The sequence below is a fragment of the Lachnoanaerobaculum sp. MSX33 genome (assembly GCF_000512995.1).
Taxonomy (GTDB): Bacteria; Bacillota; Clostridia; order Lachnospirales; family Lachnospiraceae; genus Lachnoanaerobaculum.
Window position 1 is genome coordinate 184,885 of record NZ_AZXX01000062.1, and the last position, 21,479, is coordinate 206,363.

A 21,479-nucleotide genomic window follows, 5' to 3' on the forward strand; every position below is an offset into this window, starting at 1 on the left:
CTCCTAAATTATTTGAAAAATGGCATATTGAATAATGTCAAAAGTTCTCTAGCTTCTTCATCTGTGTTTGCTGTAGTAACGAATATAACATCCATACCACGCACTTTATCAATCTTATCATACTCTATCTCAGGGAAGATAAGCTGTTCCTTAACTCCAAGAGCATAATTTCCTCTGCCATCAAATGCATTAGGATTTACACCTCTAAAGTCACGCACTCTAGGAAGAGCAAGATTTATAAGTCTGTCAGCAAACTCATACATCTTTGAACCACGAAGAGTTACCTTACAACCTATAGGCATACCCTCTCTAAGTTTAAAGTTAGCAACTGATTTCTTTGCCTTTGTAACTACCGCCTTTTGTCCGGAGATAATTTCAAGATCTCTAACTGCAGCATCTAATACTTTTGCATTATCTTTTGCTTCACCAACAGCCATGTTGATAACGATCTTATCAAGCTTTGGTACCTGCATAGGATTCTTATAGCCAAACTTCTCAATCATCTTTGCAACGATTTCGTTCTCATATGTTTCCCTTAATCTTGTCATGTTTTCCTCCTTTCCAATTAGTCGATAGCCTTGCCGGTCTTCTTAGCTACACGAACCTTCTTGCCGTCTTTTACTTCAAAACCGACTCTTGTAGCCTTACCGTCAACAACTAACATTACATTTGATATATCAATAGTTCCCTCTGTATTTACGATTCCACCGTTCTGGTTAGCCATACTTGGTTTTGTATGCTTTGTAATCATATTACAGCCTTCAACTACTACTCTGTTCTTCTTAGTATCAACCTTTAATACTTTACCTGTCTTGCCTCTATCTTTTCCAGATATGATCTTAACCATATCGTCTCTTTTGATTTTATGCACGCTAGACCTCCTTATAATACTTCAGGTGCGAGAGATACAATCTTCATGAAATGCTTCTCACGAAGTTCTCTTGCAACCGGTCCAAAGATACGAGTACCTCTTGGAGTCTTGTCATCCTTGATTATAACTGCTGCGTTTTCATCGAATCTGATGTATGAACCGTCTTTACGGCGTGTGCTATTGACTGATCTTACTACAACAGCCTTAACAACATCACCTTTCTTTACAACACCGCCTGGTGTTGCATCTTTAACGGTAGCGACGATTATATCGCCGATATGAGCATATCTTCTAGTTGAACCACCCATAACACGAATTGTAAGCAATTCCTTTGCTCCGGTGTTATCGGCTACCTTCAATCTTGTTTCCTGCTGAATCATGCCGGATACTCCTTCCTACCTAAATTATTTTGCCTTCTCAATTATCTGTACAAGTCTCCATCTCTTATCTTTTGAAAGAGGTCTTGTCTCCATAATCTTTACAGTATCGCCAATGTTACATTCATTCTTTTCATCATGTGCTTTGAACTTAACAGTCTTCTTTACAATCTTGCCATAAAGTGGATGCTTTACATGGTCTTCGATTGCAACAGTGATTGTCTTATCCATCTTATCGCTAACAACCTTGCCGATACGGGTTTTTCTAAGATTTCTCTCCACGGTTTATCTCCTTTATCTTTATGCCAATTTTGCATTCTCAGTGATAACTGTCTGAATTCTGGCAATGTTTCTACGAACTTCCTTAATTCTTGAAGTGTTATCCAACTGGCTGGTTGCATTTTGGAATCTAAGGTTGAAAAGTTCCTTCTTTGCGGAAACCAATTCCTCATTTAACTGTTCTAAGCTTTTTGACTTTAATTCGTTTACATAATTCTTAGTTTTCACTTGCTTCACCGCCTTCCAAATCAGCCTTTGAAACTATCTTACATCTGCAAGGAAGCTTATGCATTGCAAGACGAAGAGCCTCTCTGGCAACCTCTTCAGGTACGCCTGCGATCTCAAATAATACACGACCCGGCTTTACAACAGCTACCCAATATTCTGTAGATCCCTTACCTGAACCCATTCGAGTCTCAGCAGGTTTTGCTGTAACAGGCTTATCAGGGAAAATCTTTATCCAAACTTTACCACCACGCTTGATATAACGAGTCATAGCAACTCTGGCAGCCTCTATCTGGTTTGACTTTATCCAACAAGGATCAAGGGATACTAAACCATACTCACCATAAGTGATCTTATTGCCTCTTAAGGCCTTACCTGCCATAGAACCTCTGAACTGTTTTCTACGCTTTACTCTCTTAGGCATTAACATATTATTTTACGCTCCCTTCCTGTGTTTTTCTCTGAGGAAGCACCTCACCTGTATATATCCAAACCTTAACACCGACTTTACCGTATGTTGTGTTTGCCTCTGCAAAACCGTACTGAATATCAGCTCTTAATGTCTGAAGAGGAATTGTACCCTCTGAATAGAACTCTGTACGAGCCATGTCGGCACCGCCAAGACGTCCTGAACAGCTTGCCTTGATACCAAGTACTCCTGCCTTCATACTTCTTGACATTGTTGACTTCATTGCTCTACGGAATGAAATACGGTTCTCAAGCTGTGACGCAATGCTCTCAGCTACAAGCTGTGCATCTCTATCAGGTCTCTTGATTTCTTTGATATCAATGAATACTTTTTTATCTGTAAACTTTGATACTTCCTTCTTTAATTTCTCAACTTCTGCACCCTGCTTACCGATAACAACACCCGGTCTTGCAGTATGAAGTATTATTCTAACTCTGTCTGAAGCACGCTCGATTTCAATATCTGATACGCTTGCTGAATAAAGCTTGTTCTTTAAGAACTTTCTGATATTGTAGTCTTCTACTAAACAATCAGCGAAATCCTTATCAGCGTACCATCTGGAGCTCCAGTCTTTTATAACACCGACTCTAAGTCCATGTGGATTAACTTTCTGTCCCATTTTCGCGTCTCCTCCTATCTTTCATCTAAGACCACTGTGATATGGCTCATTCTCTTCTCGATACGATAAGCTCTACCCTGTGCTCTTGGCTTAATTCTCTTCATTATAGGGCCGTCACTTGCATAACACTCTGCAATGTATAATTTAGAAGGATCTAAATTATTATTGTTCTCAGCATTAGCTACTGCCGACTCTACCAATTTCTTGATAACACTTGACGCATATCTTGGGCTATACATAAGAATACCCAAAGCCTCACCAACATTCTTTCCTCTGATTGCATCAAGCACGAAACATGCTTTCTGAACAGGTACTCTGGCATATGAGAGCTTAGCTGATGGTCTGGTGTCCTTAACTGCATTTCTTTCTCTTTTAATCTGGGATCTATGTCCTTTTGCCATTTAAAAAACCTCCTTTCAACCCTCTCTTATCTTGAAGCTTTCTTATCGTCAGCTTTATGTCCTTTGTAAGTTCTTGTTGCAACGAACTCACCAAGCTTATGTCCTACCATATCCTCGGTAACATATACCGGAACATGCTTTCTTCCATCATGAACAGCAATAGTATGACCTACCATCTGTGGGAAGATTGTTGAACGGCGTGACCATGTTTTAATAACACTCTTGTCGCCGGTCTGATTCATTGCATCAACTTTCTTTAATAAACTTGCATCTGCAAATGGTCCTTTTTTAAGTGAACGTGACATTTATCTTTCCTCCTTTATTTAGTAGCGGCCTTACCATCTCTTCTTCTGATGATCAACTTATTAGACTGTTTCTTCTTGTTTCTAGTCTTAAGACCAAGAGCCGGCTTGCCCCAAGGAGTAGATGGACCCGGACGACCGATTCCGGTTTTACCTTCACCACCACCGTGTGGATGGTCATTAGGGTTCATAACAGAACCACGAACTGTAGGTCTTATACCCATGTGACGCTTTCTTCCGGCTTTACCAAGCTTAACAAGTGAATGCTCACCGTTTCCAACAACACCGATAGTAGCTCTACAAATGATTGGAACCATTCTCATCTCACCTGAAGGAAGACGAAGAGTTGCATACTTACCTTCTTTAGCCATAAGCTGTGCAACATTTCCTGCTGAACGAACAAGCTGTCCGCCCTTTCCTGGATAAAGCTCGATATTATGAATCTGTGCACCTACAGGAATCTCTGCAAGTGGTAAACAGTTTCCAACTCTTGCCTCTGCACCTGAACCGCTAACGATTGTAGCTCCGACCTGAAGTCCTTCAGGAGCAAGTATATAAGCCTTAGCACCGTCTACATATGCAATAAGTGCAATGTTAGCTGTTCTGTTAGGATCATACTCTATAGCAACAACTTTTGCAGGAACTCCGTCTTTAGAGTTTCTCTTAAAGTCGATGATTCTGTATTTTCTCTTTGCACCGCCACCGCGATGTCTAACTGTTATTTTACCCTGATTGTTTCTTCCTGAGTTCTTCTTAATTGGTGCCAATAATGACTTCTCAGGAGTACTCTTTGTGATTACGCTAAAGTCCAAACCTGTCATGTTTCTTCTTGACGGTGTATATGGACTATATTTCTTTATTCCCATTTTTTTCTCCTTCTTGTGCTGCGCACTTTATCACGGCAGGATGCCGTATAATATATCCCGAATCAATTTCGGGAAAGCAACTTTTGTTGCTTTATAAGCCCTGGAACAACTCGATCTCTTTGCTATCCTCTGTAAGCCATACAATAGCCTTCTTAACTTTTGCAGTCTTACCTGTTGTCATTCCTCTTCTTCTTGTCTTTCCATCCTGGTTCATAGTATTTACTTTTGAAACCTTAACGCCGTCAAACATCTTCTCAACCGCTTCTTTAATCATTGTCTTGTTTGAGTCAGGATGTACAAGGAAAGTATATTTCTTATCTGTCATGCCGAGCATGCTCTTCTCTGTAATAACCGGCTTAAGTATTACGTCATAGTATTGAATATTTGCCATTACGCATATACCTCCTCTATAGTCTTAACAGCGTCCTTTGAAGCAACTACTGTATTGTACTTTAAGATATCATATACATTGATAGTCTTAGGTGAAGCAGCCTTAACACCGTAAATATTTCTAACAGAAAGTACAGTGTTCTTCTCATTCTCAGCACATACAACAAGCGCCTTCTTAACATTTAAGTTATTTAAAGTCTGCTGCATTTTCTTCGTCTTAATCTCGCTCATTGCGAAATCATCAACAACGATGAACTTGTTCTCAAGAACTCTGCTTGTAAGAGCACTCTTAAGAGCAATTCTCTTCTCTTTTTTATTTAAATTGATTGTATAATCTCTTGGAGTAGGTGCAAATACAACACCGCCACCCTTCCACTGAGGTGATCTTGTTGAACCCTGACGTGCATGTCCTGTACCTTTTTGCTTCCAAGGCTTTCTTCCGCCACCACTAACTTCGGAACGGGTCTTTGCCTTTTGTGTTCCCTGACGCTTGTTTGCCAACTGTGCAACAACTGCCATATGAACTAAATGCTCGTTAACATTAACTCCGAACACAGCATCATTTAATTCTATACTACCTACTTCTTTTCCTTCAATATTAAATACTGATATATTAGCCATTTGTGTTCCTCCTTTCTGTTAGTTATTTCTTCTTAACAGTTTCTTTTAATGTTATTAGAGCCTTCTTTGAACCCGGCATTGAACCCTTTACAAGGATAAGGTTCTTATCTGCATCAACTCTTACGATTTCAAGATTCTGTGTAGTTACCTTCTTTGCGCCCATATGTCCGGGCATTCCTTTGCCCTTAAATACATGGCTTGGATCTGAAGATGAACCGTTTGAACCCTGATGACGGTGGAACTTTGAACCGTGACTCATAGGTCCTCTTGACTGTCCATGACGCTTAATAGCACCCTGGAATCCTTTACCCTTTGAGATAGCAGTTGCATCAACCTTATCTCCTGCTGCGAAGATATCTGCTTTGATTTCAGCCTTTGGAGCATACTCTGATGCGTTCTCAAACTTGAACTCTCTGATAAATCTTCCGGCAGCAAAAACTTCTCTCTTCTTGTCACCATTCTCTACAACAGTCTTCTCAACTCCTGCCTTAGCAAGATGACCTGCCTTAGCCTTATTAACCAACTTTGTACGGATCTGTCCATATGCAACCTGAACTGAATTGTATCCGTCATTTTCCTCTGTCTTAACCTGTGTAACAACACATGGTCCTGCAAGAAGAACTGTTACAGGTATTAACACACCGTTCTCATCGAAAATCTGTGTCATACCGACTTTTCTAGCAAGTATTGCCTTCTTCATTAATATACCTCCTGGTTTATTCTACAGCGGAGCACTCTGTGCTCATCCTAGAGCAGGATTAACGCTATTTAGCGGATTATCTACTCTTCATTTTGATGTCTATGTTCACACCTGCTGGCATTTCCAATCTGGAAAGTGCATCAACAGTCTTCTGTGATGGTGCAATGACATCAATCAGTCTCTTGTGTGTTCTCTGCTCGAACTGCTCACGAGAGTCTTTGTACTTATGTACAGCTCTAAGGATAGTAACCACTTCCTTCTTTGTTGGTAGTGGAACAGGTCCTGAAACAGCTGCTCCTGTCTTCTTTACAGTATCAACAATTCTTGCAGCACAGCTGTCAACTAATTGATGATCATAAGCTTTTAATGTGATTCTCATTACCTGATTTGCCATAAAAAAAGCCGCCTCCTTTTCAATCTTTATAAAAGAAATTGACAAGTGGTGACTGTACACTCTTCCGTGCGTGTCATAGTGACTAACCCACGAAAATACTCAATATGAGATGCTGTTTGTACAGTGACTTGTCGCCAGTTTTTGCAACATGACCTTCGCTCCACATAAAACCCGTAAACGGCAACCTATGCTTCTTAGCTATCAATGTCACAGCCATACTAGGATAGCACAAACAAAAACCGATTGCAAGCACTTTTTTAAAATTATTTTTATTTTTATTTCACAGCTTTTATAGTATTTTCGTGAGTTGTATTTTAATACTTCTAATCGAAGTTTTTTCTTAAATTATGCTGCTCCATAAACTTTAATATGGCAAATGCCATAAAACTGTTTATAGGAAGTAAAATCATGTTTTTTACCACTCTCATAGGTAAAATAGCAAGGAAGGCTTTTCCATATAATATATTGAGCCAAAGTGTACCAAGCAATATATTACATAAAAAGCTTACCAAAACTTCAGCTACCAATATCCTTGTTATCGAAACAGGCTTTTTATATAGAACACTTCCATATATAAGGCCTGCTATAACAGCATTAAATGTAAATCCCGGAAAGAAAGGTCCGGTTGGCTTTATCATATATTTTACAATATCGGTAATTGCACCGAATATACTCCCGACTATGGGTCCGAATAAATATCCGATTCCGACTGTAGTTAATGAAGAAAATCCGATCTTCAGAAAATTACCCACCTGAACCGTAAACGCTCCCAGTATAATTGACAACGCAACAAACATTGCAACTGTCGTAATTGTCTTTACCTTTTTCAATTCATTATATGAAAATAAAAATATCTCTTTTATATCTTCCATAACTGTATCCTACTTTCTGACAGCACCGCTATCTACAGCGGCTTTTTCTACCGCCTTGGCTACAGCCTGTGCCACCGACTTATCAAGTGCGGAAGGTATAATATTTTCCGCATTAAGATACTCAGGCTTTATATACTCCGCAATAGCCTTTGCAGCCGCCTTTTTCATATCATAATTAATATCTCTTGCGCCTGCATTAAGCGCCCCTCTGAATATACCCGGGAAAGCAAGTACATTGTTTATCTGATTCGGTCTGTCACTTCTTCCGGTTCCCATTACAGCTACTCCTGCTTTTATTGCCTCGTCATATGAAATCTCAGGGTTCGGATTTGCCATAGCAAAGACTATCGGCTTGTCAGCCATTGTCTTTATCATATTCTCGGTAAGGATATTTGCTACAGAAACTCCTATAAACACATCCGCACCTACAAGAGCATCTGATAAGTTTCCTCTCATATCGTTAAGATTGGTAACCGTACACAGCCACTCCTTATGATCTTTGATACCCTGAGGTCTGGTCTTATACAGTATACCGAACTCATCACAAGCCGTTATATCCTTCACACCTGATTCCAAAAGCATTTTTATAATTGCAGTACCGGCGCTTCCCGGTCCGTTCAGCACAACTTTTATCTCAGACATTTCTTTTTTTACAAGCTTGAGAGCATTGATAAGTGCCGCTGTAACAACTATTGCGGTACCGTGCTGGTCATCATGAAAAACCGGTATCTCAAGTTCTTTCTCAAGTCTTTCTTCTATTTCAAAGCATTTCGGTGATGCAATATCCTCCAAGTTTATTCCACCAAAGCATGGCGCAATATTCTTTACAGTCTTTATTATCTCCTCCGTATCCTTTGTATCTACGCATATAGGAAAGGCATCTACATCGCCGAACTCTTTAAAAAGTATAGCCTTACCCTCCATTACAGGTATTGCAGCCTTCGGGCCTATATCTCCAAGTCCGAGCACAGCCGTTCCGTCTGAAACTACCGCCACAAGATTTTTCTTTGCAGTATACTTCCACACATTTTCAGGATCCTTTGCAATCTCTCTACAAGGTTGTGCTACTCCGGGAGTGTATGCCGTACTCAAATCATCTCTGTTATTTATTTTTATTTTACTTACAACGGCAACCTTACCGCCGTTTTCCTCATGTAATTTTAAAGCTTCTTTACTATAATCCATATTACCACCTTTATAAAAGTCTTATAAAAATTCTTTGATGTATTCTAGCATAAAAAGACTTACTTTTCCATTTTATAGAAAGATTTTTAATGTAAAATATTTTTGCATTAAAAAACTGCATGAATTCCTCATACAGTTTAATGCCGGTGGCGAGACTCGAACTCGCACACCCTTTCGAATAACAGATTTTGAGTCTGTCGCGTCTGCCATTCCGCCACACCGGCTCATTACTTGACAATATTAGCATATGAGCGCAATATTTGCAAGTAATTTTTTATTGTTTACTCTTTTCTTCCTACAAAACAAATATACCCAAGTTCCCTTTTATTATCCATCATAAAAGAGCGCATTCTCTGAAAATATTCCTTATTAAATTCCTGTAATCCTGTTTTTATAATACTTAATGCTTCAAATATTCCCTCATCTTTCATCATTCCCGGAATACTCATAAGTGTCATAGGGCCTGTTTTACTTTCCACTTTAAATCCGACCCTTTCAAAGCAGGATTCCCAACCATCGCTCAAAAGAGGTTCAACATTTACATTTATAGCTCTGCTAAGTCCTATTCGAAGCTCCTTCGCCCTTTCATTATTATCTGTAATTAAAACCACATCCTGAGTTACTACTATTCCACCCGGTTTTAATACCCTATAATACTCTCTTAAAGCTTTTTCCTTTTGATCTCCCAAAAGCATTGTAAGCATCGCTTCATTAATTACCACATCAAAGCTCTCATCTTCAAAAGGCAGATCAAATGCATTTCCATATATGGCTTTTACTTTGTTCTCCAATCCATTATCTTTTATTTTCTTATCAGCCTTTTCAATTGCCTTCTCATCAAGATCCACCCCCACAATATCACATCCATATTTTTTTGCTATATGAACTAAAGTAGTCCCCATATTGCAGGCAACCTCAAGAACTTTTGAGTCCTCCTTAATATCAGCCTTTTCAAGCAGCCAGTTAGTTGCCTCTATTCCTCCCGGTCTAAGCCTTGTCTTACCAATTCTTGCCAGGAATTCATGTCCTTTTTCCGCCATAATAATCCTCCTATATATAAAACTATAGCTAATTTAGTTAGGTTTCACTAACCAAATTATAACATATTGTTTTCTAAATATACAGGAAATTAATCATATTTATGTATTTTTATATAGTACAAAGCTTAATACAACACAAATCAACTCAGTTACCAAAAACGCGCTCCATATTCCTTTCAAACCGAAAGTCTTTGATCCGATAAACATTACCGGAACCAATACCACAAGCTGTCTGCAAAGATTTATTAATATACTTTTACCTACATTCTTTGTGGACTGCATATATGATGCAATCATTGTAGTAATTCCAACAAATACATAGCTTAAACTCATTACTCTGATACCGAAAATTCCAAATTCAAGAACTTCATCAGGAGTATTGAAAGTCATCAATATGTTTTTTGTAAATACCCAGAGCAGTACTATACTTATTGATGTAAGTATTATTGCCACAATTGTTCCTATCCTTAAGCTCTCCTTCAACCTGTCTTCTCTCGCCGCTCCGTAATTATAACTCATTACAGGTATACATCCCTGTATAAGTCCGTTCAATGTCATTATAACCATCTGCTGTATCTTAAAGTATGCTCCGAAAAAGGCTATAGCAAGCTCGGAGTATTGTTTTAAGAAAAGATTGGTATTATATACCATAGCGGCTCCAAGCACATTCATAATAAAAGACGGAAATCCCACCACAAATATATCTCTTACATGTTTTAATTGTATTCTAAAGTATTTTAAACCAAGCTCGACCTTTTGTTTTTGGAATATAAGCACCAAAAATGCAAGTATTGTAGACACCGTATATCCCATAACTGTCGCAATAGCTGCACCTCTTACTCCCATAGGTTTAAATCCGAAATATCCGAAGATGAGTATCGGATCAAATATCAAGTTTGTTAAAACACCTGCTATCTGGAAGCACATGGGAGCCAGCATATTTCCTGTCCCCTGTAATACTTTTTGTATACAAATATGTACTGCACATGGAATTGCCATAAATACACATATATCCATATATGCCATTGCCAAATCAACAGTTTCCGGATCACTTGTAAACGAAAGTATAAATCCCTTCATAGTATTCATTGTTATGAAAGTTACCAGGCTACTAACTACAAATGATACTACAATACCGTTTGCCACTATAGTATTTGCTTTTTCCTCCTCTTTTTCACCCAAATACTTTGCTACAAGCACACTTACTCCTACTCCAATCCAAATAGCTATAGCAATATAAAGTGTAGTAATAGGGAAAATTATTGACACAGCGCTTAATGATTTCTCGCTGACAGATGATACAAATATACAATCCAAAAGATTGTAAGAGTATTGCATGCACATAGAAATAAGAGGCGGTATGGACATCTTTAAAATTAGAGATTTTATCGGTTCCACCTCCATTTTATTTTTCACACGTGCTTCTTCCATATCTCCTCCTTAATTTTTCAAACTTTAAATAAACAAAATCAGGGGCAGCATCAGCCACCCCATATTCAAAATTACCGACAATCGACTATAATGTAAACTCTCCCGATTCTATACTTGAAACAAGAGCCGGTATGATTTCTTTTAAATCACCTACAATGCCATAATCACAAATATCAAATATAGGTGCATTTTTATCTGTGTTTATTGCAACAATATACTTTGACTCACTCATTCCTGCCAAATGCTGTATAGCTCCCGATATACCGCAAGCAATATAAAGATCGGGTCTTACTGTAGTTCCCGTTTGTCCGACTTGATGAGAAGAATCTATCCACCCTGCATCCACACAGGCACGTGATGAACCGACTTCACCGCCCAAAGCTTTAGCCAGACTTTCAATCAAAGCAAAGCCCTCTTTATTTTTGATACCTCTTCCTCCGGATACTATAATCTTGGCATCTGTCAGATTTACCCTTTCTTTGTCATGCTCAACTGTTCCTAACAGTTTTGTTCTTATATCCTCTTCTTTAAGTTCAGGAATAATTTTTTCAAAAATTGCACCCGACTTGCCTGTTTTCTTGGCTCTTGCCATTACCCCGGGTCTGACTGTAGCCATTTGAGGTCTGTTTTTAGGACATATAATAGTCGCCATAATATTTCCGCCAAAAGCCGGTCTTGTCATAAGAAGCTTCTTATCTTCTGCATCCACCTCGAGTCCGGTACAATCTGCAGTAAGTCCTGTTCCAAGTCTTGCAGCAAGTCTCGGTCCTATGTCCCTGCCGATTGAAGTTGCCCCTACTAAGAGCACTTCAGGTTTTCTTTTCTTTACTTCTTTTGATAATACTTCAACAAAACCCAATGTTGAAAAGTCTTTTAAAAGCTCATGTTCTACATAGTATACCGTATCAACATCATACTCCATAAGCTCCTTTGCGGCCTCTTCGATGTTGTATCCGGGTACAATAACTGCAAGTTGCTTTCCAAGCTCATTTGCAAGTTTTCTACCCTCACCCATAAGTTCCAATGTTATAGGTAATATCTTACCGTTTACAAATTCCGCAAGTACCCATACATCTTTATAGTCATTAAGATTAATGTCTTGATTTACCTTTGCTCTTTCCACTACTTGGCACCTCCGGACTGTATCAATTTATTTTCGTATAGTTTTGTTAAAAGAAGTTTAGCCTTTTCCATAGCTGTATTTCCTTCTATAAACTCACTATGTTTTTCTTTAACAGGTACAAACGAGCGGTGTACATTTGTAGGTGAACCCTTAATACCTATCTGTGTTTCATCTACATTTAAATCATCAAATGTCAACACCTCTACCAACTCCTCATCGCTCTCATAAGCCTTGAAGATTCCCTTTACACTTGGATATCTCACAGTGTTAAGTTCCTTAATAGCTGTAATAAGAGCAGGAAGTTTAACTTCAAATTCATAGTCCTTTGATTCACAATATCTCTTAACTGTTACCGCACCGTCTTTTAGTTCCAACTCCTTTGCATATGTAACCTGTGGTATATTAAGAAACTCTGCTATCTCCGGTCCAACCTGAGCAGTATCACCGTCTATAGCCTGTCTGCCACATATAATCAAATCATAGTCACCTATTTTTTCTATAGCAGCCGCCAAAATAGTTGCTGTAGCCCAAGTATCGGATCCACCGAATTTTCTGTCACTTATAAGATAAGCGCTGTCAGCGCCCATAGCAAGAGCCTCAAGTAGTGCTTCCTTTGCCTGCATAGGTCCCATACTTACTACAACGACCTTAGCACCCTTTTCATCCTTTATTTTTAATGCCGCCTCAAGTGCATTCTTATCATCAGGATTTATTATACTTTCCACTCCGTCTCTGATAAGTGTTTTTGTTTCAGGGTTGATCTTGACTTCACTTGTATTTGGCACCTGCTTTATACATACAATGATCTTCATATTACCCCCTATTTCAGCACTTCTCTGGCTATAACAACCTTGTGAATCTCTGAAGTACCTTCATATATTTCTGTTATTTTTGCATCTCGATACATTCTCTCTAATGGATAGTCTCTCATATATCCATATCCTCCATGTATCTGTAACGCCTTATCTGTTACTTCGACAGCTACCTTTGATGCATTAAACTTTGCAATAGCAGCCTCTTTTGTATACGGCATACCGCTTACTTTAAGGCTTGCCGCTCTATATGTCATCCATCTTGCACACTCAACCTTTGTAGCCATCTCCGCAATATACCATTGTAATCCCTGCAATGAGGAAATAGGTCTGCCAAATTGTACTCTTTCTTTTGTGTACTTTACGCTTTCATCCAATGCACCTGCCGCAATTCCAACAGCCTGTGCCGCAATTCCTATTCTTGCACCGTCAAGTGCAGTCATTGCAATTTTAAATCCCTTACCGAGCGGTCCTACAAGATTATCCTTAGGTACCCTGCAATTATCAAATATAAGCTCCGCTGTCTCAGATCCGTGAAGTCCCATCTTATCTTCTATCTTACCTATTGAAAATCCCGGAGTTCCACGCTCCACGAGTATACAACTAAGTCCCTTGGTCTTTAATTCAGGTGATGTAAGAGCAAATACCAATACATACTTTGCCAATCCTCCACCTGTTATAAAGCATTTTGTACCGTTTAAAACATACTCTTGTGTACTCTCATCAAATATAGCGGTTGTCCTTGCACTTCCTGCATCAGATCCGGCATTTGGCTCGGTGAGGGCAAATGCCCCCAACTCGCCTCCTGAACATACTACCGGCAAATATTTTTGCTTTTGTTCTTCAGTACCGAATTTTCCGATTACTGAAGCAAATATAGTATGTATTGAAAGTGTAGCTGCAGTAGAACCGCAGTATTTCGCTATTTCTTCCACAGCAATTACCTTTTCGATATCGCTGCCTCCGCTTCCTCCATATTTTTCTTCAGTTCCTATACCGGTTAATCCCATCTTGGTCATCTCCAAAAATAAATCTTTTGGAAATTTCCCGCTTCTATCTATTTCTTCAGCTCTTGGTTTTACCACATTTTCACTGAAGTCGGCTACAGTTTTTCTCAGCATCAACTGTGCTTTGGAAAAATTAAAATCCATTTCTTTTCCTCCACTAGATTACGCCTTCTTCTTTTAATTGTTTCAATGTTTCATCATCAAAGCCGTAAACCTCTTTATTATGTTGTCCAAGTAGCGGTGCCGGAGCATCTACGCTTCCCGGTGTTTCGCTAAGCTTTATAGGACAACCCTGTATATACATATCACCGATAGTAGGATGCTCAACATGTACCATCATCTCTCTTGCCTGGAAATGTGGATGTTCTATCGCTTCCTTCATATCAAGTATCTGTCCGCAAGGTATTCCCACCTCTTCAAACATACTCTCTACTTCCGCCTTACCTCTTTGCTTTACCCAATCCACAATTATCTCATGTAAACCGTCATTGTAATTTTTAATTCTGAGATCATTGGTTGCAAATTTTTCATTTGTAACAAGGTCCGGTCTGCCTATTACATCACAGAATACCTTAAACAGCTTATCTGTACCTACTCCAAGCGCTATATATCCGTCCTTTGCCTCATATACATTGAATGGTGAAACTGTAGCATCAATATTTCCCTGTCTCTGAGGTATAATTCCCTTAAGGGTTGTATAGATTATTGCATTTTCAAGCAATGTGAATATAGTATCTGCCATAGCCACATCTACCTGCTGACCTTCACCGGTTACATTTCTTCTGTAAAGAGCCATAAGTACACCGACGCAAAGATAAATTCCGGTAACATTGTCGGCTACCGATACACCGCATTTTACAGGAGGGGCATCTGTATAACCTGTAAGATTTATCATACCGCCCAGAGCCTGTGCAACGATATCATAGCACGGTCTGTTTGAGAAAGGTCCATACTGTCCGAAACCGCTACCTGAAGCATAAATTATTCTTGGATTTATCTTCTTTAATGTCTCATAGTCAACCTGTAATTTCTTTGTTACTCCGACTCTGAAGTTTTCTACCACCACATCAGCCTCTCTGACAAGGTCATAGAAAATCTCTCTTCCTTTTTCAGTCTTTAAGTTAAGAGTAACTCCTTTTTTATTTCTGTTTATAAATGCATAAAATCCGCTCTCACCGCTATTGTCATCCATTGGAGGCCAATATCTTGACTGATCACCTGTAAGAGGCTCTATCTTTATAACCTCGGCACCGTTGTCTGCTAAAAGTGCGGTACAGAAAGGACCGTTATATGCATGTGTAAGGTCAAGAACTTTCAGCCCCTCAAGGGCTTTTGCTTTCTTTTTCTCCTTCTTTGCAGGAATAACATATTCAAAAATACATACAGTTGAAAGAGGAGGATCCTCCAAAACATCTATAGAGCTTTCAAACTCAGGCTCCTCAGGGATAACCGCAACCTTAAATGAACGCACTTCGATAATTGCTCTTCCGTTTTCTTCACCCAAAAGTCTCGCCTTATACTCCATATAATCTCCGGCAAAACATGGCACAAACAATCTTACTTTTCTTACCTTTGCACATCTGCTTTGATTTCCATAAACCTTAGTCATCAATCTGTTTGCGGTATCTTCCATCAAAGTAATAGACCTGGCACCGTTTACAACTCCTCCACCGTAGAAAACATCTCTATCGGACATTCTATATCTTAATGTAACTTCAGTACTCATAATACCCCCCTATTAAAGCTCAAGTTCTCTCCAAGGGTCAATAACTTCACCACTTGGCTGATTTCCACGTTGTAATTCTTTCTTTACTACAAGTACTACAGTACCTTCAGTAATCAATTTTGGAGGATCAAAATAATACATATCTCCCGGATTTGCATCTTTGATACCCATTCTGTAAGCAGGTGTTGCAACCTTATATGTACTTATTCTACAGGTTCTTGATGTATTTCCCACCTTTAACATCTCTGCTCTGAAATTAAGCTGATCACCCACATATGCATCTTCATACAATTCAACATCAGTATATCCGAGACACAATGATTCATCACCGTCATTTAATATCATCAGCTCGGTTTCAACATCACCGATAAAATCAAACTGTCGTCCGAACGGTATTTTTCCTTCAACATTATTTGCATCGGCAGTTGTCATATTATAATTTAATTCCGCTACTTTTCTTACACTCATTTCACACCTCTGTTCTACTATAATATTGGGGCCAAAAACATTTGACCCCAACACTTACATCATATTATTGAGCATCACACTTCAATACTGCATTCAAAAGTACACTGGCACCCTTTGTACACTGTTCAACCGGTGTAAACTCCTCTTCACAATGTGAATGTCCGTCTTTTGAAGGCACAAATATCATTGTAGTAGGCATCATATAGCTTACAAACTGTGCATCATGTCCTGCACCTGAGTTAATTCTCTGATTTGAGTATCCAAGCTCATTTACAGCCTCTGTTACATAACCTACAAGCTTTTCATCATAATAAACCGTATCTCTTGACCATGCTCTCTCATAACCTGTAGTACAACCCACTATTTCTTTCGGCATATTCTTTATTACTTCAACTACCTGTTCTATAACCTTCGGATCCTCATGTCTTGCATCAATTGAGAACTCTACAAAATCAGGAATAACTGTATGTACATTAGGATGACATACTATCTCACCTGTAGTATATACTAATGCCTTATCAAGCTTATCCAGTTCATCATGCAAATACTGTAAAAGCTTGGCAGCTGCATATAATGCATCTTTTCTATACGGCATAGGTGTTGTTCCTGCATGATCCGACTGACCGAAGGTCTTAATTCTGTAATTTATCATTCCAAGTACACAGGTAACGATACCGATATCATTCTTTGCAGCCTCAAGGATAGGTCCCTGCTCAATATGAAGCTCAAACATAGCCTTATAATCCTTAGGATTTAATCTGTTTGCCACATCCCCCTTATAGCCGCTTGCTTCAAGAGCCTCTTTAAATGTCTTATTCTTATCAAGAACCGAGGTTGATGCCAGCATGTCCTCATGCTTAAACTTCTTTCCAATCTCTTCAGGCAAATAATCATTACAGATAACACCTGATGACATCATAGCCGGTGGATATAATGAACCTTCCTCATTGGTCCAAATCATTGCTACAAGATTGTGTTTATGTGGTATCTTCTGTTCTGCAACAGTCTCCAAGACCTCCATAGCTCCCATTACACCCAAAATACCGTCATAGTTTCCACCGTTTCTAACCGAATCTGAATGTGAAGCCATAACAATTGCAGGTAATGTAGGATCGCTGCCCTCTAATGTTGCATACATATTTGCCATATCATCGGTTTTGATTTTTGCACCGATAGCTTCCATTCTTCTTTTGAATTCAGCTCTTGCCATAAGATTTTCTTTTGAAAGAGAATATCTTGTGATACCGCCATGTCCTGCATCACCAAACTGACTCATAGTCTTGATTTTATCTGCCATTCTATCTTCGCTACACTTATACATATTACCCCCTATTAAAAAACATATTATTTAAAATCGTACTGCCACTACCTATATATAAAGCAGTGACAGTAAAATACAATCATTAATACTTTAACTTCTAGGTACTCTCTTTACGAATCTACCCATTCCCGGTTTTCCTACAAAATCTCCGTTATCATAGACAAGCTGTCCTCTAAGGAATGTCTTTACAGGATATCCATGAAGCTTCTTTCCTTCCCATATGGTATGGTCATAGTCGGAATGCATATTATTTACACTTATTGTAAAATCCTTATCCCTGTCATAAATAACTATATCCGCATCATTCCCTACTCTGACTCCTCCCTTCTTATCACATCCGAATATTCTTGCCGGATTTGTTGAGCAAAGAGCTACTGCCTGTGAGAAAGTGATTTTTCCTGAATTAGCTGCATCAAGCATATATGGATACATATTTTCTACACCTGCACATCCGTTTGGAATCTTTGTAAAGTCGTCAATTCCCCAATCCTTTTCATAACTTTGGAACGGACAGTGATCTGTTGCAACAACATCAACCTGATTTTTCTTTATAGCTTCCCAAAGAGCCTGTCTGCTTTCCTCTCCCTTTATAGGAGGTGAACATACAAAGTTTCTTCCGTCCTCTCTCTTATATACCTCACATGTAAACTCAAGATACTGAGGGCAGGTCTCCACATAAATAGGTACGCCCTCTTTCTTACCTTCTATACATGCTTCAAGACCTTCCTTGTCAGCCATATGAACAATGTAGAGCGGTGCATCCAAATGCTTACACCAATGTAGAGCTCTTCTGTCGGCTTCAGCCTCAACAAACTCTTGACGTGCCAGATAGTGATACCAAGGACTTAAGTTTCCTTCTTTTTTAAACTTAGCTTCAAAATAATCTATCATATCGGAATTCTCTGCATGAACATTTACCAATGCTCCAAGTTCCTTTGCTCTGAGAAGCAAAGTCGCAAACATTCCGTCATCTACCATCATTCCGGCTTTTTTGTATACCATGAAGCATTTGTAAGAAGTAATACCTTCTTTAACGGCTTCTTCCATCTCTTCAAGTATCTGACCGTCATTAAAGTCTGTAATTATACAATGAGATGCCCAGTCTACACAGGCTTCTTTTTCAAGAATGGCTTTTTTGGAATTTACCAAATCCATAATGGTGCCACCTTTTCTCTGAACCGGATAATCAAATATTGTAGTAACACCTCCACAGGCTGCAGCTCTGGTACCTGAAAGGTAACTGTCTGCAGATATTGTTCCTCCGAAAGGCATAGCCAGATGAGTATGTACATCCAATGCTCCCGGAAGCACAAGCTTTCCTGTAGCATCCACTACTTCCTTTGCATCCATGTCAAGATTCATTCCCATCTCAACAATCTTACCGTCTTTTACACCAACATCACACGGGAACATATCCGTTGCCGTAACTACAGTTCCACCCTTAATAATTAAATCTAACATAGATCAACCCCCCTGATATATTATAGATAACTATTAGTTTCCTTTAAATTAATTGTATGATTATCATTCTTATCCTTATAAACAAGTTTTCCGGGTTGTATACAATGCATTACCGGACAAACATTTAAGCAAAGATGACATCCTACACATTTATCTTCATCTATTGTAGGTACTCTGGTTGCATAGTCATATTCAATAGCCTGATGTGCCGCATCAAAGCATGATACATAGCATCTTCCACATCCGACACATTTTTCTTTATCAATCTGAACCAGAATCTTATATGATCTGTCCAAATCATCAGCTCCTACAATATTTCCTACAGCAGTGCCCACTATATCCTGAAGTTTATTGATTCCGTAATCATTCATATAATGTGATATACCGCTTATCATATCTTCAACAATTCTATATCCATATTGCATTACTGCAGTTGTTACTTGAAGATTTGATGCACCCAGCATCAAAAATTCCAAGCAGTCTCTCCAGGTTTCTATACCACCCATTCCGGTTATCGGAACTTTACTTACAATAGGATCATGCATTAAGTCTGATATAAATCTGAGTGCAATAGGTTTTACCGCCGCTCCGGAATACCCTGATATTGCAGATTTTCCGTTGACAACTGGCATTCCTGTTCTTAAGTTTATATCAAGATTTGTAATAGATTTTACTGTATTGATTGCAGCTATTCCTTTTGCACCGCCTTCTATAGCAGCTCTTGCAGGAATCTCCATATTTCCAAGATTTGGTGTCATCTTTGCTATTATCGGCAATTTAGTACTTGAAGAAGCCACTTCACAATAATGTTTTACCAAATCAGGATTTTGTCCTACATCAGAACCCATAGTGGATGATGTCATCTGTGGACATGAGAAATTACACTCAATCATATCCGCTCCGGCCTTTTCAGACTCTTTTGCAAGTATTTCCCACTCATCATCACTTGCGCCCATTATACTTGAAACTATCACTTTATTCGGAAAGTCCTTCTTTAATTGCCTAATAAACTCAAAGTTTACTTCATTCGGCTTATCTGAAGTCATCTCCATATTCTTAAATCCGGTCCAAGGTGTTCCCTCTTTTGAGGCTATATCAAATCTTGGGGAACATTCATTTGGTATAAAAACACTTATTGTTTTATAAAAAATACCACCCCAACCGGCTCTCAGTGCCTTAGCACACATTTCATAATTACTGCCTACAGGTGAAGAAGATAGAAAAAAAGGATTCTCACAATCAACACCTAAAAAATTTATTGATAAATCTTTTTTCAAAGCCATATTAATCTCCTCACCTTATATAATCTAATATCTGGTAAGCCGCTTCTTTTCCTTCATGAACAGACTCTACCACTGTTATACCGACACCATGTAATGCGTCACCGCCGGTGAATACTCCATCACCTGCCATAAGTCCTTTATAATCCTCTACCTGGTCCTGACCTATAGCAAAGATAACCATATCTGCCTTAAGTGTCATCTCATTATCGTCCTTCATTCCCTTTGCAACAAGAGCCGTTACATGACCGTTTTCCCCACAGATCTTTTCAGGCGCAAATCCTGTATAAATAGGAATTCCCATCTCTCTTACAAAAGAAATCTCTTCAATATTTGCAGGTGCTTCTTCTATAGTTCTTCTATAGCAGATACATGTTTTCTCAGCACCCAATTGTCTTGCGGTTGTAGCACAATCCATCGCTACATCACCACCACCGATTACAATTACTCTCTCCGGAAGCTCTTTTGTCTCACCGGTTCTTGCTTTAAACAAGAAATCAATAGCCGATTCAACGCCCTTAAGCTCGCTTCCTTCTACTGCAACCTTCTTTGAATCCCAAAGTCCGACTCCGACAAATACGGCGTCATACTCACTCTTTAGCTTAGGAATATCTTCAAATTTTATTTCCTTATTAAATTCAAACTTTACTCCCAGCTCTTTTATAAGTTCTATATCAAAATCCACAACTCTGTCGGGAAGTCTTGTAGGTGTAATACCATATCTCAAAACTCCACCGGCCTTAGCCTGCTTTTCAAAAACAGTTGTATCCACTCCTGCAAGTGCAAGCTCTCTTGCGCAAGCAAGTGATGCAGGTCCGGCACCTATCAATACAACTTTTTTTCCGATTTTATTTCCCGCACTGACAAATTTTGCCGACATAGCCTGCTCTTCTTCAACCAGATATCTTTGTATTTTACCAATCTGAATCGGCTTATCTATTCCACATCTGCTACACTCTTCTTCACACATTCTGTCATAAGGACATACCCAAGCACATGAACCACCTAACGGATTATTTTCTCTTATTGTTTCCGCAGCACCTTTTATGTTCTTAAATCTCAGTGAGCGAATGAACTTAGCCGGATCTGTCCCTGCAGGACATCCCTTAGAACAAGGTGCATCTTCACATAGAAGACACCTGGATGCTTCCTCCATGGCAAGTCTGTAATTAAAGCCTTCCGACTTCTCCATGCCATATGCCAATTTTAAAATTTTGCTCATATTAAAACCCCTTACTT

General features: G+C 39.0%; 27 protein-coding genes and 1 tRNA gene. All 28 read right to left on the reverse strand.

Going from position 1 to position 21,479, the window contains the following annotated elements:
* Nucleotides 1-8: 8 nt before the first annotated feature.
* Complete coding sequence (gene rplE, locus HMPREF1495_RS06815; protein WP_007593338.1) at nt 9-548, reverse strand: 50S ribosomal protein L5; 540 nt, start codon at nt 546-548, stop codon at nt 9-11.
* Nucleotides 549-565: 17 nt separating this feature from the next.
* Nucleotides 566-871: a 50S ribosomal protein L24 gene (rplX, locus tag HMPREF1495_RS06820; RefSeq protein ID WP_007593339.1), complete on the reverse strand. Its 306-nt coding sequence runs from the start codon at nt 869-871 to the stop codon at nt 566-568.
* 11 nt (nt 872-882) lie between these two features.
* A complete protein-coding gene (gene rplN, locus HMPREF1495_RS06825; RefSeq protein ID WP_007593340.1) occupies nt 883-1,251 on the reverse strand; it encodes a 50S ribosomal protein L14 in 369 nt (122 codons plus the stop codon).
* A 24-nt stretch (nt 1,252-1,275) separates the two neighbouring features.
* Nucleotides 1,276-1,530, reverse strand: a complete 255-nt coding sequence (rpsQ, locus tag HMPREF1495_RS06830) for a 30S ribosomal protein S17 (protein WP_007593341.1) — start codon at nt 1,528-1,530, stop codon at nt 1,276-1,278.
* An 18-nt stretch (nt 1,531-1,548) separates the two neighbouring features.
* The gene (rpmC, locus tag HMPREF1495_RS06835) at nt 1,549-1,755 is read right to left on the reverse strand and encodes a 50S ribosomal protein L29 (RefSeq protein WP_007593349.1); all 207 of its coding nucleotides are present in this window, start codon (nt 1,753-1,755) and stop codon (nt 1,549-1,551) included.
* On the reverse strand, nt 1,745-2,182 hold the full coding sequence (rplP, locus tag HMPREF1495_RS06840) for a 50S ribosomal protein L16 (protein ID WP_007593351.1): 438 nt from the start codon (nt 2,180-2,182) through the stop codon (nt 1,745-1,747). Before rplP ends, rpmC begins: the two co-directional genes overlap by 11 nt.
* Nucleotide 2,183: 1 nt before the next feature.
* The gene (gene rpsC / locus HMPREF1495_RS06845; protein ID WP_007593353.1) at nt 2,184-2,840 is read right to left on the reverse strand and encodes a 30S ribosomal protein S3; all 657 of its coding nucleotides are present in this window, start codon (nt 2,838-2,840) and stop codon (nt 2,184-2,186) included.
* A 14-nt stretch (nt 2,841-2,854) separates the two neighbouring features.
* Complete coding sequence (gene rplV, locus HMPREF1495_RS06850; RefSeq protein WP_007593354.1) at nt 2,855-3,241, reverse strand: 50S ribosomal protein L22; 387 nt, start codon at nt 3,239-3,241, stop codon at nt 2,855-2,857.
* A gap of 26 nt (nt 3,242-3,267) precedes the next feature.
* Nucleotides 3,268-3,546: a 30S ribosomal protein S19 gene (gene rpsS, locus HMPREF1495_RS06855; protein WP_007593355.1), complete on the reverse strand. Its 279-nt coding sequence runs from the start codon at nt 3,544-3,546 to the stop codon at nt 3,268-3,270.
* Nucleotides 3,547-3,560: 14 nt separating this feature from the next.
* Nucleotides 3,561-4,409 carry a 50S ribosomal protein L2 gene (gene rplB / locus HMPREF1495_RS06860; RefSeq protein ID WP_007593357.1) on the reverse strand — a complete coding sequence of 283 codons (849 nt, stop codon included), beginning with the start codon at nt 4,407-4,409 and terminating at the stop codon, nt 3,561-3,563.
* Between the two features lie 91 nt (nt 4,410-4,500).
* On the reverse strand, nt 4,501-4,800 hold the full coding sequence (rplW, locus tag HMPREF1495_RS06865; RefSeq protein ID WP_007593360.1) for a 50S ribosomal protein L23: 300 nt from the start codon (nt 4,798-4,800) through the stop codon (nt 4,501-4,503).
* A complete protein-coding gene (rplD, locus tag HMPREF1495_RS06870) occupies nt 4,800-5,420 on the reverse strand; it encodes a 50S ribosomal protein L4 (RefSeq protein ID WP_007593364.1) in 621 nt (206 codons plus the stop codon). Before rplD ends, rplW begins: the two co-directional genes overlap by 1 nt.
* Nucleotides 5,421-5,442: 22 nt before the next feature.
* Complete coding sequence (rplC, locus tag HMPREF1495_RS06875; protein ID WP_034213126.1) at nt 5,443-6,120, reverse strand: 50S ribosomal protein L3; 678 nt, start codon at nt 6,118-6,120, stop codon at nt 5,443-5,445.
* A 76-nt stretch (nt 6,121-6,196) separates the two neighbouring features.
* Nucleotides 6,197-6,514 carry a 30S ribosomal protein S10 gene (rpsJ, locus tag HMPREF1495_RS06880; RefSeq protein WP_007593367.1) on the reverse strand — a complete coding sequence of 106 codons (318 nt, stop codon included), beginning with the start codon at nt 6,512-6,514 and terminating at the stop codon, nt 6,197-6,199.
* A 323-nt stretch (nt 6,515-6,837) separates the two neighbouring features.
* Nucleotides 6,838-7,386: a folate family ECF transporter S component gene (locus tag HMPREF1495_RS06885; RefSeq protein ID WP_034213128.1), complete on the reverse strand. Its 549-nt coding sequence runs from the start codon at nt 7,384-7,386 to the stop codon at nt 6,838-6,840.
* A 9-nt stretch (nt 7,387-7,395) separates the two neighbouring features.
* Nucleotides 7,396-8,571, reverse strand: a complete 1,176-nt coding sequence (locus HMPREF1495_RS06890) for an NAD(P)-dependent malic enzyme (RefSeq protein ID WP_034213130.1) — start codon at nt 8,569-8,571, stop codon at nt 7,396-7,398.
* A gap of 141 nt (nt 8,572-8,712) precedes the next feature.
* Nucleotides 8,713-8,795: transfer RNA gene (locus HMPREF1495_RS06895), tRNA-Leu, on the reverse strand.
* Nucleotides 8,796-8,852: 57 nt separating this feature from the next.
* Complete coding sequence (locus HMPREF1495_RS06900; protein ID WP_034213133.1) at nt 8,853-9,611, reverse strand: class I SAM-dependent methyltransferase; 759 nt, start codon at nt 9,609-9,611, stop codon at nt 8,853-8,855.
* 99 nt (nt 9,612-9,710) lie between these two features.
* Nucleotides 9,711-11,042: an MATE family efflux transporter gene (locus HMPREF1495_RS06905; RefSeq protein ID WP_034213136.1), complete on the reverse strand. Its 1,332-nt coding sequence runs from the start codon at nt 11,040-11,042 to the stop codon at nt 9,711-9,713.
* 85 nt (nt 11,043-11,127) lie between these two features.
* Nucleotides 11,128-12,165 carry an electron transfer flavoprotein subunit alpha/FixB family protein gene (locus tag HMPREF1495_RS06910; RefSeq protein ID WP_034213138.1) on the reverse strand — a complete coding sequence of 346 codons (1,038 nt, stop codon included), beginning with the start codon at nt 12,163-12,165 and terminating at the stop codon, nt 11,128-11,130.
* Nucleotides 12,165-12,977, reverse strand: coding sequence for an electron transfer flavoprotein subunit beta/FixA family protein (locus HMPREF1495_RS06915; RefSeq protein ID WP_034213140.1), 813 nt, complete (start codon nt 12,975-12,977; stop codon nt 12,165-12,167). Before HMPREF1495_RS06915 ends, HMPREF1495_RS06910 begins: the two co-directional genes overlap by 1 nt.
* Before the next feature lie 8 nt (nt 12,978-12,985).
* A complete protein-coding gene (gene acrC / locus HMPREF1495_RS06920) occupies nt 12,986-14,128 on the reverse strand; it encodes an acryloyl-CoA reductase (RefSeq protein ID WP_034213143.1) in 1,143 nt (380 codons plus the stop codon).
* Nucleotides 14,129-14,141: 13 nt separating this feature from the next.
* A complete protein-coding gene (locus tag HMPREF1495_RS06925; protein ID WP_084544503.1) occupies nt 14,142-15,710 on the reverse strand; it encodes a CoA transferase in 1,569 nt (522 codons plus the stop codon).
* Nucleotides 15,711-15,722: 12 nt separating this feature from the next.
* Nucleotides 15,723-16,178 (reverse strand): beta-alanyl-CoA:ammonia lyase, encoded by a 456-nt coding sequence (locus tag HMPREF1495_RS06930; protein WP_084544504.1) that lies wholly within the window; start codon nt 16,176-16,178, stop codon nt 15,723-15,725.
* A gap of 64 nt (nt 16,179-16,242) precedes the next feature.
* Nucleotides 16,243-17,499: a Zn-dependent hydrolase gene (locus HMPREF1495_RS06935; RefSeq protein WP_034213145.1), complete on the reverse strand. Its 1,257-nt coding sequence runs from the start codon at nt 17,497-17,499 to the stop codon at nt 16,243-16,245.
* Between the two features lie 90 nt (nt 17,500-17,589).
* Nucleotides 17,590-18,960, reverse strand: a complete 1,371-nt coding sequence (gene hydA / locus HMPREF1495_RS06940) for a dihydropyrimidinase (RefSeq protein WP_034213149.1) — start codon at nt 18,958-18,960, stop codon at nt 17,590-17,592.
* 20 nt (nt 18,961-18,980) lie between these two features.
* A complete protein-coding gene (gene preA, locus HMPREF1495_RS06945; RefSeq protein WP_034213151.1) occupies nt 18,981-20,243 on the reverse strand; it encodes an NAD-dependent dihydropyrimidine dehydrogenase subunit PreA in 1,263 nt (420 codons plus the stop codon).
* Nucleotides 20,244-20,253: 10 nt separating this feature from the next.
* Entirely contained in the window at nt 20,254-21,462 is a 1,209-nt protein-coding gene (locus HMPREF1495_RS06950) for an FAD-dependent oxidoreductase (protein WP_034213154.1), read from the reverse strand.
* Nucleotides 21,463-21,479 lie beyond the last annotated feature (17 nt).

Excerpts from the sequence above, each read along its gene's own strand:
- rplE (WP_007593338.1), bottom strand. The coding sequence starts at position 548 with ATGACAAGATTAAGGGAAACATATGAGAACGAAATCGTTGCAAAGATG.
- rplN (WP_007593340.1), bottom strand. The coding sequence starts at position 1,251 with ATGATTCAGCAGGAAACAAGATTGAAGGTAGCCGATAACACCGGAGCA.
- rplP (WP_007593351.1), bottom strand. The coding sequence starts at position 2,182 with ATGTTAATGCCTAAGAGAGTAAAGCGTAGAAAACAGTTCAGAGGTTCT.
- rpsC (WP_007593353.1), bottom strand. The coding sequence starts at position 2,840 with ATGGGACAGAAAGTTAATCCACATGGACTTAGAGTCGGTGTTATAAAA.
- rplV (WP_007593354.1), bottom strand. The coding sequence starts at position 3,241 with ATGGCAAAAGGACATAGATCCCAGATTAAAAGAGAAAGAAATGCAGTT.
- rpsS (WP_007593355.1), bottom strand. The coding sequence starts at position 3,546 with ATGTCACGTTCACTTAAAAAAGGACCATTTGCAGATGCAAGTTTATTA.
- rplB (WP_007593357.1), bottom strand. The coding sequence starts at position 4,409 with ATGGGAATAAAGAAATATAGTCCATATACACCGTCAAGAAGAAACATG.
- rplW (WP_007593360.1), bottom strand. The coding sequence starts at position 4,800 with ATGGCAAATATTCAATACTATGACGTAATACTTAAGCCGGTTATTACA.
- rplD (WP_007593364.1), bottom strand. The coding sequence starts at position 5,420 with ATGGCTAATATATCAGTATTTAATATTGAAGGAAAAGAAGTAGGTAGT.
- rplC (WP_034213126.1), bottom strand. The coding sequence starts at position 6,120 with ATGAAGAAGGCAATACTTGCTAGAAAAGTCGGTATGACACAGATTTTC.
- rpsJ (WP_007593367.1), bottom strand. The coding sequence starts at position 6,514 with ATGGCAAATCAGGTAATGAGAATCACATTAAAAGCTTATGATCATCAA.
- HMPREF1495_RS06885 (WP_034213128.1), bottom strand. The coding sequence starts at position 7,386 with ATGGAAGATATAAAAGAGATATTTTTATTTTCATATAATGAATTGAAA.
- HMPREF1495_RS06890 (WP_034213130.1), bottom strand. The coding sequence starts at position 8,571 with ATGGATTATAGTAAAGAAGCTTTAAAATTACATGAGGAAAACGGCGGT.
- HMPREF1495_RS06900 (WP_034213133.1), bottom strand. The coding sequence starts at position 9,611 with ATGGCGGAAAAAGGACATGAATTCCTGGCAAGAATTGGTAAGACAAGG.
- HMPREF1495_RS06905 (WP_034213136.1), bottom strand. The coding sequence starts at position 11,042 with ATGGAAGAAGCACGTGTGAAAAATAAAATGGAGGTGGAACCGATAAAA.
- HMPREF1495_RS06915 (WP_034213140.1), bottom strand. The coding sequence starts at position 12,977 with ATGAAGATCATTGTATGTATAAAGCAGGTGCCAAATACAAGTGAAGTC.
- acrC (WP_034213143.1), bottom strand. The coding sequence starts at position 14,128 with ATGGATTTTAATTTTTCCAAAGCACAGTTGATGCTGAGAAAAACTGTA.
- HMPREF1495_RS06925 (WP_084544503.1), bottom strand. The coding sequence starts at position 15,710 with ATGAGTACTGAAGTTACATTAAGATATAGAATGTCCGATAGAGATGTT.
- HMPREF1495_RS06930 (WP_084544504.1), bottom strand. The coding sequence starts at position 16,178 with ATGAGTGTAAGAAAAGTAGCGGAATTAAATTATAATATGACAACTGCC.
- HMPREF1495_RS06935 (WP_034213145.1), bottom strand. The coding sequence starts at position 17,499 with ATGTATAAGTGTAGCGAAGATAGAATGGCAGATAAAATCAAGACTATG.
- hydA (WP_034213149.1), bottom strand. The coding sequence starts at position 18,960 with ATGTTAGATTTAATTATTAAGGGTGGAACTGTAGTTACGGCAACGGAT.
- preA (WP_034213151.1), bottom strand. The coding sequence starts at position 20,243 with ATGGCTTTGAAAAAAGATTTATCAATAAATTTTTTAGGTGTTGATTGT.
- HMPREF1495_RS06950 (WP_034213154.1), bottom strand. The coding sequence starts at position 21,462 with ATGAGCAAAATTTTAAAATTGGCATATGGCATGGAGAAGTCGGAAGGC.